The sequence below is a fragment of the Paenarthrobacter sp. NPDC089322 genome, assembly GCF_040684895.1.
Lineage (GTDB): Bacteria > Actinomycetota > Actinomycetes > Actinomycetales > Micrococcaceae > Arthrobacter.
In genome coordinates this window covers 53,929-71,007 of sequence record NZ_JBFBGW010000004.1, presented here as the reverse complement: position 1 = coordinate 71,007, position 17,079 = coordinate 53,929, and the positions used below count along the sequence as shown (strand labels likewise).

The 17,079-nt window shown below is 62.2% G+C and carries 18 protein-coding genes; 6 read left to right on the top strand and 12 right to left on the bottom strand.

The annotated features are described in order from the left end of the window. Window positions 1-13: 13 nt before the first annotated feature. Both AB0N65_RS06015 and AB0N65_RS06010 read right to left on the bottom strand, forming a co-directional pair. Window positions 14-238 carry a hypothetical protein gene (locus AB0N65_RS06015; RefSeq protein WP_364159052.1) on the bottom strand — a complete coding sequence of 75 codons (225 nt, stop codon included), beginning with the start codon at window positions 236-238 and terminating at the stop codon, window positions 14-16. 70 nt (window positions 239-308) lie between these two features. Then, the gene (locus AB0N65_RS06010; RefSeq protein ID WP_364159049.1) at window positions 309-1,229 is read right to left on the bottom strand and encodes a LysR family transcriptional regulator ArgP; all 921 of its coding nucleotides are present in this window, start codon (window positions 1,227-1,229) and stop codon (window positions 309-311) included. Between the two features lie 68 nt (window positions 1,230-1,297). Between AB0N65_RS06010 and AB0N65_RS06005 the strand changes: the two genes are divergently transcribed. From AB0N65_RS06005 to AB0N65_RS05990, 4 genes are all read left to right on the top strand, one after another. After that, window positions 1,298-1,948, top strand: a complete 651-nt coding sequence (locus tag AB0N65_RS06005; RefSeq protein WP_364159047.1) for a LysE/ArgO family amino acid transporter — start codon at window positions 1,298-1,300, stop codon at window positions 1,946-1,948. Window positions 1,949-2,077: 129 nt separating this feature from the next. Further along, the gene (locus AB0N65_RS06000) at window positions 2,078-2,788 is read left to right on the top strand and encodes a response regulator transcription factor (protein WP_347109954.1); all 711 of its coding nucleotides are present in this window, start codon (window positions 2,078-2,080) and stop codon (window positions 2,786-2,788) included. 2 nt (window positions 2,789-2,790) lie between these two features. After that, the gene (locus tag AB0N65_RS05995) at window positions 2,791-4,236 is read left to right on the top strand and encodes a HAMP domain-containing sensor histidine kinase (RefSeq protein WP_364159045.1); all 1,446 of its coding nucleotides are present in this window, start codon (window positions 2,791-2,793) and stop codon (window positions 4,234-4,236) included. 104 nt (window positions 4,237-4,340) lie between these two features. After that, window positions 4,341-4,631 carry a WXG100 family type VII secretion target gene (locus AB0N65_RS05990; protein WP_364159042.1) on the top strand — a complete coding sequence of 97 codons (291 nt, stop codon included), beginning with the start codon at window positions 4,341-4,343 and terminating at the stop codon, window positions 4,629-4,631. A gap of 112 nt (window positions 4,632-4,743) precedes the next feature. Here the strand turns inward: AB0N65_RS05990 and AB0N65_RS05985 are convergent, their stop codons facing one another. The 5 genes from AB0N65_RS05985 to AB0N65_RS05965 form a co-directional block, all read right to left on the bottom strand. Then, window positions 4,744-5,745 carry an RNase H family protein gene (locus tag AB0N65_RS05985; RefSeq protein ID WP_364159040.1) on the bottom strand — a complete coding sequence of 334 codons (1,002 nt, stop codon included), beginning with the start codon at window positions 5,743-5,745 and terminating at the stop codon, window positions 4,744-4,746. Between the two features lie 210 nt (window positions 5,746-5,955). Beyond that, window positions 5,956-7,581, bottom strand: a complete 1,626-nt coding sequence (gene groL / locus AB0N65_RS05980; RefSeq protein WP_364159038.1) for a chaperonin GroEL — start codon at window positions 7,579-7,581, stop codon at window positions 5,956-5,958. 313 nt (window positions 7,582-7,894) lie between these two features. Beyond that, the gene (locus AB0N65_RS05975; protein WP_216926027.1) at window positions 7,895-8,098 is read right to left on the bottom strand and encodes a cold-shock protein; all 204 of its coding nucleotides are present in this window, start codon (window positions 8,096-8,098) and stop codon (window positions 7,895-7,897) included. 183 nt (window positions 8,099-8,281) lie between these two features. Beyond that, window positions 8,282-8,902 carry a LytR C-terminal domain-containing protein gene (locus tag AB0N65_RS05970; protein ID WP_364159034.1) on the bottom strand — a complete coding sequence of 207 codons (621 nt, stop codon included), beginning with the start codon at window positions 8,900-8,902 and terminating at the stop codon, window positions 8,282-8,284. Between the two features lie 48 nt (window positions 8,903-8,950). Then, window positions 8,951-9,262: a DUF3263 domain-containing protein gene (locus AB0N65_RS05965; protein WP_364159578.1), complete on the bottom strand. Its 312-nt coding sequence runs from the start codon at window positions 9,260-9,262 to the stop codon at window positions 8,951-8,953. A 132-nt stretch (window positions 9,263-9,394) separates the two neighbouring features. Here AB0N65_RS05965 and AB0N65_RS05960 point away from each other — a divergent pair, with 132 nt between their 5' ends. Then, window positions 9,395-10,162 carry a uracil-DNA glycosylase gene (locus AB0N65_RS05960; protein ID WP_364159031.1) on the top strand — a complete coding sequence of 256 codons (768 nt, stop codon included), beginning with the start codon at window positions 9,395-9,397 and terminating at the stop codon, window positions 10,160-10,162. Window positions 10,163-10,436: 274 nt separating this feature from the next. Further along, window positions 10,437-11,276 carry a siderophore-interacting protein gene (locus tag AB0N65_RS05955; RefSeq protein ID WP_364159029.1) on the top strand — a complete coding sequence of 280 codons (840 nt, stop codon included), beginning with the start codon at window positions 10,437-10,439 and terminating at the stop codon, window positions 11,274-11,276. 74 nt (window positions 11,277-11,350) lie between these two features. Here AB0N65_RS05955 and AB0N65_RS05950 read toward each other — a convergent pair whose 3' ends face one another. The 5 genes from AB0N65_RS05950 to gcvH form a co-directional block, all read right to left on the bottom strand. Further along, the gene (locus AB0N65_RS05950; RefSeq protein ID WP_364159026.1) at window positions 11,351-12,838 is read right to left on the bottom strand and encodes a threonine/serine exporter family protein; all 1,488 of its coding nucleotides are present in this window, start codon (window positions 12,836-12,838) and stop codon (window positions 11,351-11,353) included. Between the two features lie 33 nt (window positions 12,839-12,871). After that, window positions 12,872-14,185 (bottom strand): peptidoglycan bridge formation glycyltransferase FemA/FemB family protein, encoded by a 1,314-nt coding sequence (locus AB0N65_RS05945; protein WP_364159576.1) that lies wholly within the window; start codon window positions 14,183-14,185, stop codon window positions 12,872-12,874. 110 nt (window positions 14,186-14,295) lie between these two features. Then, a complete protein-coding gene (locus tag AB0N65_RS05940) occupies window positions 14,296-15,369 on the bottom strand; it encodes a peptidoglycan bridge formation glycyltransferase FemA/FemB family protein (RefSeq protein ID WP_364159023.1) in 1,074 nt (357 codons plus the stop codon). Window positions 15,370-15,504: 135 nt separating this feature from the next. Continuing rightward, window positions 15,505-16,326: a DNA/RNA non-specific endonuclease gene (locus tag AB0N65_RS05935; RefSeq protein ID WP_364159021.1), complete on the bottom strand. Its 822-nt coding sequence runs from the start codon at window positions 16,324-16,326 to the stop codon at window positions 15,505-15,507. A 132-nt stretch (window positions 16,327-16,458) separates the two neighbouring features. Continuing rightward, a complete protein-coding gene (gene gcvH / locus AB0N65_RS05930) occupies window positions 16,459-16,845 on the bottom strand; it encodes a glycine cleavage system protein GcvH (RefSeq protein WP_364159018.1) in 387 nt (128 codons plus the stop codon). Between the last annotated feature and the right edge of the window lie 234 nt (window positions 16,846-17,079).

The following is a 17,079-nucleotide window of genomic DNA, read 5'->3' as shown; positions in this document are numbered from 1 at the left end:
ATACCGCGCTGATTCAGGCGACCAGCCGAAGGTGGTTACGGATCTCCACTTCTTCCACGATCGCCCAGCAATCATCATCGCGGAGCTGGAGATTCGCGAAGCGCTCCGCGGCGGGGAGATCAGCGAACTCTTCCACCATGGTGCGGCCGGTCTGGGAGTCCATGTAACTGACGTGGTACTCGTGCGTTTCTTCGATAACGTGCTGCTGGGTGCTTGCCGGAGCTGTTTTTTGTGCCATGTGTTTAGTGTGGAACCGGGCACTGACAATTTTTGAAGCATCGGTGGGCGTGTTCCAAATTCACCGAAAATCAGGACTTCCTGAGGAACTGCCCGGACACGCGGCGGACGGTGTCGCTCAAGACGTCCAGTACCTTCGAGGATGTCTTCCACCGCTGCCAGTAGAGCTGAACGTCAAAGGGACGGTCCGGTGCCAACTCCACCAATCGGCCTTCCGCGATGTCGGGTCCACATTGGACCTCCGGTATCAAGCCCCAGCCCAACCCCAAGCGGATCGCGTCCCCAAAATCCTGGGAAGCCGGGACATAGTGGCGTGGCCCCTTCCGCTGTGGAGGGCTCTTCCTGGCCGCCGGCCACGATGTCACGAAGGCCCACTGATACGTGTCCTTGCGGTCGAAGTCCACTGTTGGCACGCCGTTGAGTGCAGCGCCGTCCACGCCGTCGGGAAAGTCAGGGAGCCAACGATCGATGTATTCAGGGGCCGCTACAGCGCGGTACCTCATGACTCCAAGACTCTCCACGCGACAACCCTGGACGGGATCTGCTGTTGCAGTCACCGCAGCCATGACAGTGCCCGAACGCAACAATGATGTCGAATGCTGCTCGTCATCCCGATGCAGGTCGAAGGTGACCTCAAGCCCGTCAGGAACCTGGGCCAGCGCCTGCAGGAACCACACTGCCAGTGAGTCCGCGTTGACAACGATCGGCACGGACAGCTGAGGCCCATCGAAGGCCAGGCCAAGCTCTGCCCCGGCGTCCGCTTCCAGTTGCGCCACCTGCTGCGCGAGCCGAAGCACGACCTCGCCGGCCTCAGTCGCCTGGGCCGGGTTGCTTCGCTGCAGCAGCACCCTGCCGGTGGCTTGCTCCAATGCTTTGAGCCGCTGCGACACCGCCGACGGCGTGATGTGCAGCTGGCGCGCGGCGGCTTCCAGCGTCCCTTCCGAAAGCACCGTTGCGAAAGTGAGCAATTGTTCGGAAGGAAAGTGTGTCATAAGAACATCTTATGTTGATGCAGAATCTTTAGCTGGTCTAAATTCCTATCCCGCCATAGCTTCGAAGGGTGACCTTTTCTGATTTCTTCCAGTCCGCCGCGCTTGGCCTGGCCACCGGCCTCGCCCTGATCGTCGCCATCGGCGCCCAGAACGCATTCGTCCTTCGTCAGGGAATCCTGGGCCGCCATGTCGGAGCCGTTGTCGCGGTGTGCGCACTCTCCGATGCCGTCCTCATCGCGGCGGGTGTCCTCGGCATCGGTGCGCTGATTACGGCAGCGCCGGCCGCCGTCGTCATCCTCCGCTATATCGGCGCGGCTTTCCTCGTGGCCTACGGCCTCATGGCCGCCCGCCGGGCATTTCGCCCGCAGGCTCTGACCTCCTCCGGCGCTCCGGCCCCGCATGGTGCCGCGACCAATAGCCCGACGAAACGCGGCCTTGCCGCGGCCGTGACCACTGTGCTGGCCCTGACCTGGCTCAACCCGCACGTATACCTTGACATTGCCCTACTTGGATCGATCGCCAGCGCACAAGGTACACCGCAGCAGTGGTGGTTTGGGGCAGGAGCCATGGCCGGAAGCATCCTATGGTTCTGCTCCCTGGGCTTTGGTGCCAAATTCCTCCGCGGCTTCTTTGCGCGACCCCGGTCCTGGCAGTTCCTCGACGGCGGAATAGCGGTCACCATGGTGGTTCTCGGCGCCGGGCTGGCCCTCGGAGCATAGGCGAGGCGGGCGGGCAACGTTGACGTTTCCCGCCCGTTTCCTCCCTTCGGTGACGCATCCGACGACCACGCAGTCCCCTCACATAAAGCATCCAGATAACTCACAGAAACTGGGAGCATCATGGATGTCATGAAAAAGAACGGCCCCGAAGCCAAGCTCCTTGTCGTCGACGACGAACCCAACATCCGCGAGCTGCTCTCCACGTCCCTGCGCTTTGCAGGTTTCGAGGTCGTGGCCGCTTCCAACGGTCGCGAAGCCCTGGCCGCTGCCGACACCCACGCCCCGGACCTTGCCGTCCTGGACGTCATGCTGCCGGACATGGACGGGTTTACGGTGACCCGCCGCCTCCGCGCCGCCGGCAAGCATTTCCCGGTCCTCTTCCTGACTGCCAAGGACGACACCGAGGACAAAGTCACGGGACTTACCGTTGGCGGGGACGATTACGTCACCAAGCCTTTCAGCCTCGACGAGGTAGTGGCGCGCATCCGCGCGGTCCTCCGCCGCACGCAGCCGCTCGAAGACGACGACGCCGTCATCCGAGTGGACGACCTTGAACTCGACGACGACGCCCACGAAGTGCGCCGCGGCGGTACCGTCATTGAACTGTCCCCCACGGAGTTCAAGCTCCTGCGGTACCTCATGCTGAACCCCAACCGCGTGCTCTCCAAGGCCCAGATCCTGGACCATGTGTGGGAATACGACTTCAACGGCGACGCCTCCATCGTCGAGTCCTACATCTCCTACCTGCGCCGCAAGGTGGACATCGATCCCGATGCCGCAGCCCTCATCCAAACCAAGCGCGGCGTGGGCTACGTGCTGCGGACGGCAGAGAAGCGCTGACCTTGCTGCAACGCTGGAAAGCGGCGTCCCTAAGATCGCAACTCGTCGCGATCATCATGGGTTTGCTCCTGCTCGCGCTGGCCGCGACGGGTGCCGGGACGCTCACGCTCGTCAAGAGTTACCTGCAAGGCCAGGTGGACGACAAACTCAAGTCAGCCGTTGCCTTGGCCCAGGACCAGCAGTCCTTCGACAAGCTCTCCGAACCCAATCCGGCCGTGCCGACGGACTACAACCTGACGCTTTACGTTTCGGGCCTGCAGCCGTACACCTTCAGCGGAAGCCAGGAAGACCGCCCGGCCATTGCCAACATCACGCCCATAGAGGCGAAGGCACGCGGCAACGCCCCCTTCCAAGTCAACGGAACCGCCGGAAACAACTGGCGTGTGGTGGCTGTAGGCGTGGTGGCCAATGGCCAAAACGGCGTTGTCATCATCGGCCTGCCACTGACCCCTGTAGACAAGGTCATGGAGCACGCTGTGCTCGTGGTGGTCGGCGTCGGCCTGTTGACCCTGGTGGCTGCATTCTTCATCGCTACGTGGACCGTGGCACGGTCCTTCAGACCCCTGGCCAAGGTGGAGAAGACGGCCGCAGCCATTGCGGCCGGCGACCTTTCCCGGCGCGTCGAAATCGATAACCCGCACACCGAAGTCGGACGCCTCGGCGGCTCGCTGAACGCCATGCTGGCCCACATCGAAGCGTCCTTCGCCGCACGCGCCGCCTCCGAGGCACGCATGCGGCGCTTTGCCGCCGATGCGTCACACGAACTGCGAACACCTCTGGTTACCATTCGCGGTTTCTCCGAGCTCTACCGTCACGGCGCCCTTGCCACGCCCGAAGACGTTGCCACCGCGATGAGCAGGATCGAGAGCGAAGCCAAGCGGATGGGCTCCATGGTGGAGGACCTGTTGTTGCTGGCTCGGCTCGACGAACAGCGGCCGTTGCAGCTCAAGCCCGTGGACCTCCAACTCCTCGCCCATGACGCCGTGGTGGACACCAAGGCCTCCTCCGGCTCCCGGAACATTCGCCTCATCGGAATCGACGGAGCCGCACCCGCGCCCGCCCCGGTGCAGGGCGACGAGGCGAAGCTCCGGCAGGTCATCGGGAACCTCGTCGGCAATGCGCTGCGGTACACGCCCGAGGACAGCCCGATCGAGCTCGCCGTCGGTGTCCGCTCCACTCCTGAAGGGCCTGCCTCGGTGATTGAGATCCGCGATCACGGGGCCGGGATTCCCGAAGAAGAAACCAACAAGATCTTCGAACGCTTCTATCGCGCCGATACTTCGCGCACCCGTGAAACCGGAGGCAGCGGCCTGGGCCTCGCCATTGTGGCCGCCATTGTGGGGTCCCACGGCGGCACCGTGCGCGTCAAGGAGACCGACGGCGGCGGGGCCACTTTGGTGGTCAGCCTGCCGTTCCGGGAGGAACCGGCAGAGCTGTTATCCACATAGCGGCGATCGGCTGTTCCGGGGCTCCGGGAGGCTGCATAGGCTCGATGTTGTGGCCACGCTTCCTCTCCGCTCCAGCGGAACATCCTCGTCGAAAGGCAACATCCATGAGTGTCATCTCCGTTGATACTGAGCTCCTTCAACTCAAGTCGTCCAACGTCAAAGCCACTGTTGACCGGATCAGCGCGGACGTACAGTCCATGAAGCTGGGGCTCGATGAACTCCAGGCAACGTGGAAGGGCTCAGCGGCCACCAACTTCCAGTCATTGGTACTGGAATGGTCCATCACCCAAGGCAAGGTTGAGTCCTCGCTCGCGTCCATCAACGTGGCCCTGGCATCAGCGGCAGCCAGCTATCTCGAAGTGGAACAGGGAAACACCCAACGTTTCTCCTACTAGCAGCGGGACTTGCTAGCAGGGCCGCGTTTCATACCGGCACGTGAAGAACCATGAACTCCTGCGGGGCGGCTGGCTTCCCCCTGTGCAGCCGTCCCGCAGGTCACGGGTTCGTCTAGTTCTCCGGCGTGCCTTGGTGGAACCGCAGTCTCCATTGCCCACGTTCAAGGAGCCACACCGAGCTCCTGAGCGCAGAGCCCGTATGCGCGAAGCTACGGTAATTGAGCAGGATGGTGTTGTCGTTGAGGCGGTCGGCGCTGAGGACCTCCAACTCCACCGGTTCTCCGGGGTCTTCCTCAAGCGCCATCATCATGGCGTCCCGCGTCCAAAACCGGCCGGAGCTGCCGATCTCCGCGAACTCGGGATGCAGGAGTACACCGATCCTGCCGATGTCGGTCCGAACATCAGGCCGGAGAAGCTCACGTTCCAGTGCGATCACTACATCCTCGGCGGGCAGCTCCTGGGTGGCCGGGTCGTCGTCCAGTTCACTGAAGAGGTCCTGCTGGCCGAAAAACCCCGATTCTCCGAACAAGGTGGGCTCGGAATGGGGAGCGGGGGCGCGTTCGCCACGCGACGCCGGAATCGGTTCCGCAAGTACTGCCGGCTGTGCAGGGGTTCCAGGCTGTGCAGGCGTTCCCGGCTGTGCAGGGGTTCCAGTAAAGCCCGGCCCGCTCGGTGCGGCAGTACCTTGCTGGTAGGCGGTGGCGACGGCGCGTGCACGCTCATCTGCTGCCTCGTTGAGGTCGTGTCCCGCGTGGCCCTTGACCCATTCGAACGTGTACTTGCGCCCCGCAATCGCTTGATCGATGTCCTTGAGGAGATCAACGTTGAGTACTGGCTTACCGTCTGCCTTGCGCCATCCCTTGCGCTTCCAACCCGGCATCCATTTGGTAATGCAATTGATGACGTACTGGCTATCGCAAAGTATCAGCAGTTCCTCATGGGGAATGTGGGCCGTAGAGCGGAACAAGTCCAGGACGGCCATGAGTTCACCCATGTTGTTGGTGCCGTGCGGCCAACCCCCTGCGCGCCAACAGGAATCATCAACGTACCAGGCCCATCCGGCAGGCCCGGGATTGCCGAGGGCAGAACCATCGGCGGCAGCAATAATCGTCATGCATTCAATCCTGCCAGACCCTACTGACACAACTTCGCCGAAGCCGCTGGAAGCGTGCCAAGAAACGGGAGGACCGGCTGACCTGCAGCTCACCGGCGACTCCGCAACCAGGAAAGAAGCAAGCCCGTGGAGACGCCGACGGCGGCCCCCACCAAAGGTGAGGACCGCCGTCGTTAGTACTCTGAAACGCGACGTTCAGCAGAAGGAGGCTTAGAAGCCGCCCATGCCGCCCATCTCGTCGCCGCCCGGAGCCGGAGCGTTCTTCTCCGGCTTGTCAGCAACAACAGCTTCCGTGGTCAGGAACAGACCAGCGATGGAAGCAGCGTTCTGGAGAGCCGAACGGGTGACCTTTACGGGGTCGTTGACGCCGGCAGCCAGCAGGTCTTCGTAGACACCCGTAGCAGCGTTCAGGCCGTGGCCGGAAGGCAGGCCGCGAACCTTGTCGGCAACAACACCCGGCTCGAGGCCGGCATTGAAGGCGATCTGCTTCAGCGGAGCGTCGATGGCAACCTTGACGATGTTGGCGCCGGTGGCTTCGTCGCTCTCGAGGGTGAGGTTGGCGAATGCCTTGGCACCGGCCTGGATGAGGGCAACGCCACCACCGGCGACGATACCTTCTTCAACGGCAGCCTTTGCGTTGCGGACAGCGTCCTCAATGCGGTGCTTGCGCTCCTTGAGCTCAACTTCGGTTGCGGCGCCGGCCTTGATGACTGCAACGCCGCCGGCCAGCTTGGCCAAGCGCTCCTGCAGCTTCTCGCGGTCGTAGTCGGAGTCGGAGTTCTCGATCTCGGCGCGGATCTGGGCCACACGGCCTGCGATCTGCTCGGCGTCGCCGGCACCTTCAACGATAGTGGTCTCGTCCTTGGTGACAACAACCTTGCGGGCGGTGCCGAGGAGTTCCAGACCAGCGTTCTCCAGCTTGAGGCCGACCTCTTCGGAGATGACCTGGCCACCGGTGAGGATGGCGATATCGGCGAGCTGTGCCTTGCGGCGGTCACCGAAGCCCGGGGCCTTGACGGCGACGGACTTGAAGGTGCCACGGATCTTGTTGACGATCAGGGTGGCCAGAGCCTCGCCCTCGATGTCTTCGGCGATGATCAGCAGCGGCTTGTTGGACTGCATGACCTTCTCCAGGACCGCAACGAGTTCCTTCACGTTGGAGATCTTGGAGTTGACGATCAGGATGTACGGGTCTTCGAGGACCGTTTCCTGGCGCTCTGCGTCGGTGACGAAATAAGCGGAGATGTAGCCCTTGTCGAAGCGCATGCCCTCGGTGAGCTCGAGCTCCAGGCCGAAGGTGTTGGATTCCTCGACCGTGATGACGCCTTCCTTGCCCACCTTGTCCAGGGCTTCGGCGATCAGGCTGCCGATTTCCGGGTCACCAGCGGAGATGGAAGCCGTAGCGGCGATCTCTTCCTTCGTTTCGATTTCCTTGGCGGAGGAAAGCAGTTCGCTGATCACAGCGTCCACAGCCTTCTCGATGCCGCGCTTGAGGGACAGCGGGTCGGCGCCGGCTGCAACGTTGCGCAGGCCTTCCTTGACCAGTGCCTGAGCGAGGACGGTAGCGGTGGTGGTACCGTCGCCAGCGACGTCATCCGTCTTCTTGGCAACTTCCTTGACCAGTTCCGCACCGATCTTCTCGTAAGGATCGTCCAGCTCGATCTCCTTGGCGATGGACACGCCATCGTTGGTGATCGTGGGAGCGCCCCACTTCTTTTCGAGGACGACGTTGCGTCCACGCGGGCCGAGGGTGACCTTGACGGCGTCGGCGAGGGTGTTCAGGCCCCGCTCGAGGCCGCGGCGTGCCTCTTCATCAAATGCAATGATCTTGGCCATAACGGCGGTAGTCCTTTCGGGACAGTCGTTAAGAAGGTACCTGTCAGATAGGGTGCCCGCGACGGACGGTCCTTTGCTTGAGGCCTCTGTATGCCCCGAACTCCGGACCTCACCCCATCAAGGTGTTTCTTGATCCTCCCCTTTTCCGAGAGCTGTCCGGCGTCGGCGTCAGCCGGACCGGAGTTAGCAGTCGAAGCGGAAGAGTGCTAAATCAATAATTAGCACTCGACCAGTGAGAGTGCAAGCAGAGGAGACACTTTGAGCCCGGAATATGTTGACTTTTCAGCCGTTAGCTGAGGCACGGCCTACGCGGCTAAGCGACGCGTACGCTTTCGGCCTGCGGCCCCTTCTGGCCTTCACCCAATTCAAACTCGACGCGCTGGCCTTCCTCCAAGGCACGGAAGCCCTCCATCTGGATGGCCGACCAGTGCACAAAGACGTCGTCCCCGGAGTCATCCACAGTGATGAAGCCGTATCCTTTTTCGGCGTTGAACCATTTGACGGTTCCCAAAGCCATGATGCCCACACTTTCGCAGTAGCCAAGACCGGTTGCCGGGATCTCCGGACCGGAGTCAGTCCACTGTAACCACAGTCACTCTCCCCGCGCTGCCGCGGAAGGCGTGACCGTGCTTTTTGTTATTCAGGCTTAACCGGGTTGGGGATTCCGGGCGCCGCCCACGGCGGAAACCAGACGTCCTGCCTACTGGTAACCGGGTCCTACGACAACCACCAGCGGCTGCTGGACTTCAGGTGACTCCACAACCTGCGTGATGCCCAGGAGAGTTCCCAGAGCGTCGGCGTTGGCCTTCTGTTCCGGTGCGTTGTAGAAGATCACTGAGGCCTGTTGCGGCATGCCACCCCAGTTGCCCACGGTGCCCAATGCCCAGCCATCGCCCTGGACGAGGCCTGCCACGCGGCCAGCCAGACCGGCAGTACCGGTGCCGTTGTAGACGGCCACCGCCGTGGCTTTATCCACGGGTGCAGCGGACGGGGTCGCAGACGGCACGTCCGACGGGGTCGTCCCGGGGCTCGGTCCTCCGGACGCGATAGGCGCTGCGCTTGATTCGGTGGGAGCCGCGGACGGCGCGGTTTCAGTCTGCTGGGGCGCCGCCGTCGAGACGCTCGACGACGCTCCCGGCGCCACCAGGCCAAGTCGCGGAAGGATCAGGAAGGCCACCAAACCGAGCACCAGGGCAACGGCACCAACGGTCAACACCGGCCACAAAGTGGGGCGGGCTGTTTCCTGGGCATCGCGATGCACGCCCTGACGGGAACTGCTCTGCGGGACCCGGTCGAATTCATCCTTGGCATATTTGGTCATGGTGAAGCGTTGTCCTTGCTGGTTGCTGCTGACGGTCAGCCTGGCGATTTACGCGTCGGACCCCAAGCGGCGCGCTGTCCGCGCACGTTGGCGCGACGTACGTAGTCTACGCAGTCTCTTGACCAGCATGGGATCGTGGGCCAGCGCATCCTCACGATCAATCAACGCGTTCAAGATCTGGTAATAGTGGGTAGCGGAGAGATCGAACAGCTCGCGGATGGCTTGTTCCTTGGCTCCCGCGTACTTCCACCATTGGCGTTCCAAGGCCAACATCTGCTGGTCGCGCTCGCTCAACGGCGAGTCGCTGCGGATACCGGCCGCCAGGTCTTCAAGGGCCAAACCGGTAGCCTGCGCCGCCATCGGTTCCTGTGCTGGTTCTGCCACGGCACACTCCTTCGACGCTTGTGGGGGAAAATGTCCTACCCCCATGTTACGGGCGAATAACAACAGTGTCATTCGCGGGTCGTGCTGCGCGCGAGGCACAATGGCGTAGTGACTGGCGAGGAAGCATTGTTTGACCTTGAACCCCCGGGCGTTTCGGCTCCTGCCTTCGATGAACTGCTGGACAAGCCGATGGAAGAGCTCATGGCGCCGGACTGGGCCGACGCCCTCCGCCCGGTGGAGGGGCAGCTCCGCGATGCTTTGGGTTTCGTCGCAGGGCAGGCAGCGCAGGGCGTCCGGATTCTTCCCGACGCAACCAACCTGCTTCGCGCCTTCCGACGCCCACTGGACGACGTCAAAGTCCTCATCCTCGGCCAGGACCCGTACCCAACGCCGGGACACGCCGTCGGCCTTTCCTTTGCCGTATCCCGCCGAACCCGGCCCATCCCCCGGAGCCTTGCCAATATCTACCGCGAACTCCACGACGACCTCGGCCTCCCGCCACGTGTCCACGGCGACCTGACCGCCTGGTCGGATCAAGGTGTCCTGCTCCTGAACCGCGTTTTGAGCGTCGCTGCCGGAAATGCCGGCTCACACCGTGGCAAGGGTTGGGAGGCTATTACGACGGCGGCCGTCACCGCAGTCGCCAATCGCACCAATGATGCCGGACGCCAGAGCCCGCTCGTGGCGATTCTGTGGGGAAAAGATGCCGAATCCGTCATGCCGCTGTTGAACGGAGCGCCGGCCGTGGTGTCAGTTCATCCCAGTCCGCTCTCGGCGTCGAGGGGCTTCTTCGGATCAAAGCCCTTTTCCAAGGCGAACGAGCTCCTGCGGGAGCAAGGGGCGGACCCCGTGGATTGGGAACTTCCCGTCCTGTAGGGCCATTCCCCAACCCTCCATCACCAAACACCCCCAAAACCCCAACCCCCGATCACCCCTACGGGCATGGGTGAGAGGCCTCAGCCGAAAGGGTCATTCGGTGAGAGAGCCTTCAGCCCAAAGGGTCGTTCGGTGAGAGAGCCTTCAGCCGAAAGGGTCGTTCGGTGAGAGAGCCTTCAGCCGAAAAGGTCATTTGGTGAGAGAGCGATTGACTGACTGTAACGTTCGACTCATACCCAGCAAGCGTGCAGGCAATTAGCTTAGGCTTACCTACATGGCTGCACTCCCCGTCACCTCGTCCGCTGACCGCAAGACACGTCCCCAGGTCAACCTGCTTGTCCTGCGCAAGGAACGTCTCTCGCCGCACATGGTGCGGATTGTCGCGGGTGGCCCGGGCTTCAGAGACTACGCGAACAACGAATTCGTGGACCGCTACGTCAAAATCGTCTTCCCGCAGCCGGGCGTCGACTACCAACTTCCGTTGGACCTCTGGGCCATCCGCGAGACCATGCCCCGCGAACAGTGGCCGCACACCCGGACCTACACCATCAGGTGGGTGAACCTGGAAGCACAGGAGCTCGCCATCGATTTCGTCGTCCACGGCGACGAAGGCCTCGCGGGACCATGGGCAGCGGCGGCAGAGCCGGGTGATTCGCTGATCTTCACCGGCCCGGGCGGCGCCTACAATCCGGACACCGACGCCGATTGGCACCTTTTCGCCGGCGACGACGCCGCCATTCCTGCCATCGCGGCGTGCATCGAGGCACTGGGTCCGGAAGCACAGGGCATGGCCTTCCTGGAGGTGGACAGCGCTGCCGACATCCTCCCGATCTCGGCGCCTCAGGGCCTCGAACTCCATTGGTTGCAGCGCAACGGGGTGCCCGCGGGGTCCAGCGAGCTTCTCCTGGACGCCCTGCGGACTGCCGAGTGGCTGCCGGGCCGGGTGGATGTCTTCGCGCATGGCGAGCGGGGCTACATGAAGGGCCTCCGCGAGATCCTGTTCGTGCAGCACGGACTGGAACGCTCACAGGTGTCGTTGTCTGGCTACTGGGCACAGGGCCGCGTTGAAGAAGTGTTCCAGGCCGAGAAGAAACTGCCGGTCGGCAAGATCTAGTCAGGGCAAGATCTAGTCAGGGCAAAATCCAGACCGGGAGAGATCCAGCAGGCCTGGATCCAGTGAAGCAAGGCCTACCGGCGGCGGACCCTTCGGCGTTCGTTGCTGGACAAGCCCTTGGTCAGCGGCCTGGCCAAGTTGTCACCCAGCACGATTCCCGCGGCCACGCCCATGACTATGGCCCCGGCATTGAGCATGCCCCCTGCGCCCAGCAGGATATCCGCTTCCTCTACGGTCAACTGGTACATGGAGCGGAAGATCGTGAGCCCTGGCAGCAGGATCAACGCCGCGGGGACGGCAACCACCAGCTGCGGCGCTCCCAGTTTCAGTGCCACTACACGCCCCAACAGACCGATAGCCACGGCCGAAACCGCAGGCGACAAGCGGTCGCCGAGCCCGAGCTGGGTGGCCCCCCACAAGACGAAGAACCCCACCAGGCCGACTGCCGCCGTCGGAAGCAAAAGCCGCATTTGAGTCTGTTCGGTGACGCCGATGGCCACCACAGCGACGGCGATCAGAATCGCTTGGCCCCAGAGCGGATAGGCGGGCGGGAAGGTGTTGGTGACGTCCAGGACCTGGCTGCCCATCAGCGTCCCGACCACGACGGCAACGGCAATTCCGGCGACGATCGCGCCAAACGTGAGCAGCGTGGAGAGGAACCGTCCGGCCGCAGTGACGGGGAAGCCGTTGATCGCGTCCTGCACTGACGATACAAGCCGGCCCGTTGGCAGAAGCAGCAGGATACCTCCCGCAACCACAATGGATGGGGCGATGTCCGCACCCGCCCATCGGAGCATCAGGGCGATGAACGTGACCAGGAACGAACACGCCATGGTGACGAAAAAGTCCGGCGTGCGCCAGCGACCCAATTGCCGGGCCACCAAGCTGATGAGGAGGTTCGACGCGAATGCCAATGCCGAAGCACCTGGACCTCCGCCGAGGACGCCGACAAACACGGCCGCAAAGACACCGAACGCCACCGTGACCATCCAGCGAGGGAACGGCTTTGCGCTGCGGACGATCTCGTTCAAGCGGCGGACGGCTTCGTCCCGGCCCACTCCCCCGGCCACGATGTCCGTAACGAGTTGGTGAACCTGGGCCAGCCCGGCATAGTTATTGGTCCACGAGCGCACCACACGGAGCAGCGTGATAGGCGTTTGGTCCTTGGGCGCGTAGTTGATAGCCACCGACTGGTTGGTGATGTCCACTTCCACGTTCTTCAAACCCAGCGCTGCCGTGACGGCAATCATGCTGGTCTCGACCTCAAGAGCTCCGGCCCCGTAACGGAACATGACCTCCGCCAAGTGCAGGGCGAAGTCGATGGTCTTACGGGCGGAGGCGTCAACGCCCACCACTTGGATAGTGGGGTTCGCGTAAGGGCTGCCCGCCAGGCGGTCCACGATATTCATGGGGGCGGTAGGCGGGCTGTCGCCCTGAACCAGGCGCATCAGCATGCGCTTGGCGTTGGCATTCTGCCGGATTTGCGATGGCCGCAGCGGCTGGGTCTTGGGCAAGCCGTCGGTGTGAGGCCTGCCGCCGGAGCCCTCCGGGCGTTCAGTCACGCAGCGTTCCTCCTTTGGCTTTGTGGGTTAGTTCTACTTGAGGAATTTTCCAACGATCGGCAATTTTCCTGGTTCCCGCAATTTTCCCAGCACGATCCGGGCAACACCTGTGAGCTTCCTGGCAGCGCGGTAGCCGTTGTACTTGATCGGACTGACCGGAGCGACGAAGTCGCCAATGAGCTGCACTACCTCGCCGCCGAAACCCTTCTTGAACTCGTAGCCGCCGTGACCTGTTTCGTCCTGGCCTTGGATGCCGAAGGTGCCGTAGAAGTTGTAGCGCGAATAGCCGTTGTCCAAGGCATGGAGCAGCATGCCCCAGTACAGGGACGTGGCGCCGTTGAAGTAGATGTAATCCTGGACCGTGCCGCCGATGACACACGTCACTTCGTCACCGGAGCAAGCGAAGTGGATCGCAGCAACTGTGGCGACTCCCACAGAGTCCGGGTAGCGTTCGATGTCCTTCAGGCTCCGCTCGTAGCTGTCCACGAGGTCCTGGACAACTTTGACCCGGTTGGCCTTCTTCTTGCTCCCGGTCTCCTCGACCTCGCGTTTGAGATCGTTGAGTACCTTGGACTCCGCGTCCAAGCGTTCGGTGATGGAGCGTCGATATTCCGGGATGTTGATTTTGGCCATCATGAGCTTGGTGAACTCATCGGAGGTAGTACGGAGCAGTTGCTCGTAGTACTCACGTTCCCGGTAGGTGAAACCCTTTTCGTCACCAGCGGTCTGCAGCGCAGTGTAAAAATCGTCCAGGGTCTCCAGCGTGGCCTGTTCCAGGTAAACGCCGTTCTTTTCGGCCTTACGGATGGCCTTGCGTGTGCGGTAATTCATCCCCATGATGAGTTCTTCGGAATCCGCGATTCCATCGAGGCTCTTGATGAACATCCAATTGATGTTGGCGAAGTTCATGTCGAAACCTTGGTGCTTGAAACCGAGCCCTTCGAGCTCCTTCAACAGAGGCCGGTTGTCCTCCAGCTCGGGATGCTCCGCGCCCTCCTCGTCCCGCGCCATGTACTTCACGTTCGGGGAGATGCGCAGCTCCGCCGCTTTCTTGGAAGCAGCGTGCTTCTTCAAAAGCTCGACGACGGACCGCACCGCTGCCGGGTCGCTATAGTCCATCAGTGGTCCCTTGGCGCAGTCAGCTACCTTGTAGCCAATGCGGTTGGAGCTGTAAACGAGCTTGCCGGCCGCGACGAGGGTTCCGCCGCTGTTCACGCCGAACAGTTCCACTTCCTGGCCGCGGGCCCGCTGGAAGCGAGTGAGGTCCAGGGACTGGATGAAGCTTCCCTGGGGGTGTCCCTTGGCAAAGGTCTCATAGTCGGCGTCACTGAGGAGCACGAATTCCATGTCGGTTCCCGCCTCGATCGGAGTCAAAGAAATTTCCTCACGTAGTTTGATGTGCACCCGTTGGTGGCCGGGCCTTGCCTGAGTTTGGCTTGTGCTTGGCTGCTGTGGGATCAGTAGAACTGGCCACCGGTTCGCATGGTTTCAATGCGGCGGAAGATCCGCTCCGCGCCCTTGTTCCAGAGTTTGTAGCGAAGGGGGCTAAGGACGAGGTCATAGCAGCCGACGAAGTCGGTGACGGTCTTGGTGAAACTGGTCTTGAATAAACCCATGCCATAGAGAGGGTGCGACTTGTCCTTGATCCTTGCCGCGCTGGGAGTCCCGCAGAAATCGTACTCAACGCAGCCGAGCTCCTGCATACGCTGAATCGCCGCCCACTGGACGAGGTGCGAGTCGCCATAATGCTTGCGGTTCTGGGTGGAGCCGCCGTCCTTGTACGTTGCCTTGGATCCGTAGTTGATCACGAAAGCGCCAACGCTCGGCTGGCCGTCCTCGTAGACAAAGAAGAAATGGCCCTGACCGCGACTGCTGAACTCACTCCAGAACTTGGCGTAGTACTCGTAGCTGCGCAACGGCATGGCACCTTTGGCATTCACCGTGTTCTGCATGAGCGCGTAGAGCTTCTTGTAGCTCTCTTCACCCGCTTCTTCCTGAAGGACCTTACAGCCTTCGCGCTCCGCCCGGCGCACCGCGTTGCGGGCCCTGGAGGAAATGCTGCGAAGGACCTCGTTGGAAGGAGCCGAGATGTCCAGAAGTGCCGTGGAATCATTGGACTGGATGTTGGGCGCTTTGACCAGTCCGGCCGCGTTGAGTTGGGTTGCGGCCTCCGGGGATTGGACGATGTCCGGCTCGATCTTGATCGCGAAGACGTTCATCTTCTGCTCCCTGGCCAGTTTCGCGACGGCAGTGAGCATCGGCTCGATGTCCTTGACGTCCGCCGTATCCGGCCCCTTGATGAGGTACCAGAGCCGACCAAGGATGGGGAGCTTTTTCTCCAGTAGCAGGTTGTAGCTGGGATATTCGGCGGTCTCGATGACGAGCCGGCGGACCAGCCAGTTGGCGCCGTCCTTGACTGCCGCGTAAGCGTCCGACTGCAGCATGTTGCCGCCATTGGGGTTCGCTGTGACGTGCTTGTCCCAGTTTTCGATTTCCTCGGCGGTGGCAAAGCGGGCAGTAAATTCTCGCAAGGTGGCCGGTGTCCAATCTCAGGGTTCAGTGCAGTGTTCAAAGCTTCGTATGCATGCGGGCATGCAGGATCAAGTCTATCGGGGATGGGTACATCGCCCGATCCGGGTCTAACCCGTGGCTCCCACGCCACCTATCTACAGCCTGACCTGTTCCATGCTCTCCAACTGAATGGCTTTCGGTGCTTTCCCCAGCTCACGTTGGCCGCTGGTCAGGCGGTCTGCGTTCGACAATCTGGTCAGGCTCAACCCTGTGAGGTCTGCGATCTGTCCGATGGGAACCTGGAACGTCCTGAAAGGTCCCAGCGGCGGCGGTTCGCCTTCGAGGAGCCGTTCGGTAATCGCCTTTTTGAGCTCGACCTTGCCAAGCAACGGTGACTGGTCCAGGACGAACCCCGCAGCGCCGAGGTTTCCGTCGTTGGTCCAGGCCGCGATCTTCCAAAACTTCCTGGGAATCTTCACACCCCTGTACTCGGAGTCATCGTCCGCAAAGACGGGCCCGGTGAACACGCTGAGCTTGGCGTCGTGGGCGTCAGCGTGGTCCAGGACGTGGTCCTCCAACCCGACCCAAAGCTCCTTGCCCTGGTTGAAGTCGTCCACTTGGGGCGCCGCGTTGGTGAAGGCAAAGGTGTCTTGGTTGGCTTTCTTTGCGGTGGCGGCATCTCCCCAGACAGGATCGAGCCTGCGAACCAGATGCCCACGGTCGAACGCGTTGTTCTTATAGACGTCCGGCCCGGCCTGTTGTTCCCGGGGGATCCTGTCATCGAAATGCCAGGTTCCCTCACGCGCCAAGGGATTCAGTTCGCTCCCGCTGATATTGACGCCCACGATCGCGGCAAGCTTGCGCGCAGGCCGCAAACGCACCGAGAAATGGACGTAGTCCAAAAGAACCGTCGTTGCCGACGGACTTGGCAGTTCAAGCCGTGCCCTCAAAAAATCCCTGTCGTATCCCCCGCTCATGGATACAGCATGGCACTGGGCACTGACAGTAAAAAGACTCAGCACCACCTGAGTCCGTTTCGGGGCTTCGCTGCGGAGTATGCCGTGCGCACGGCATACTCCGCAGCGAGCCCACGAAACGGAGGTGAAGGGCTAGGCCAGGTCTCCGCCATTCTTCGAGGCGTATTCCTGCGCGGAGAGCAGCGGGCCGTCAGACTCCGCAGCTACCTTGAAGAGCCAGCCGGCACCGTACGGATCGTTGTTGATGAGGGCGGGATCGGACACAACGGCGTCGTTGATCTCGGTAACTTCACCTGTGACGGGCGAGTACAGGTCGGACACGGACTTGGTGGACTCGACTTCGCCACAGGTCTCACCTGCAGTCACGGTCGAACCGACCTCGGGCAGGTCAACGTACACGATGTCACCCAGCGCGTCGGTGGCAACCTCGGATATACCAACGGACACCGAGTTCCCGTCCCCGCGGCTCACCCACTCGTGCTCGTCGGAGTACTGCAGTTCAGGCGCTACTTTGGGCATTCTGTTTCCTTTACGTTGTATGGACAAATCTGTATGCGGGCAATCACCTGCGGCAGGCGGCAACACTCTCAGCACTTAGTGATTCACGAAGTGCCCGATGGAGTGGCCCCTTCGGGTCCGGTATCCGGAAGCGGGCATCTAAGGGAGCCTCGCGTTCGCGCAGCGGGCGCCCAGGCGACCGAGCCCGCGGAGGATGCCGGACCCGACGGGCCAAAGGGCGACCCGTCGGGACCG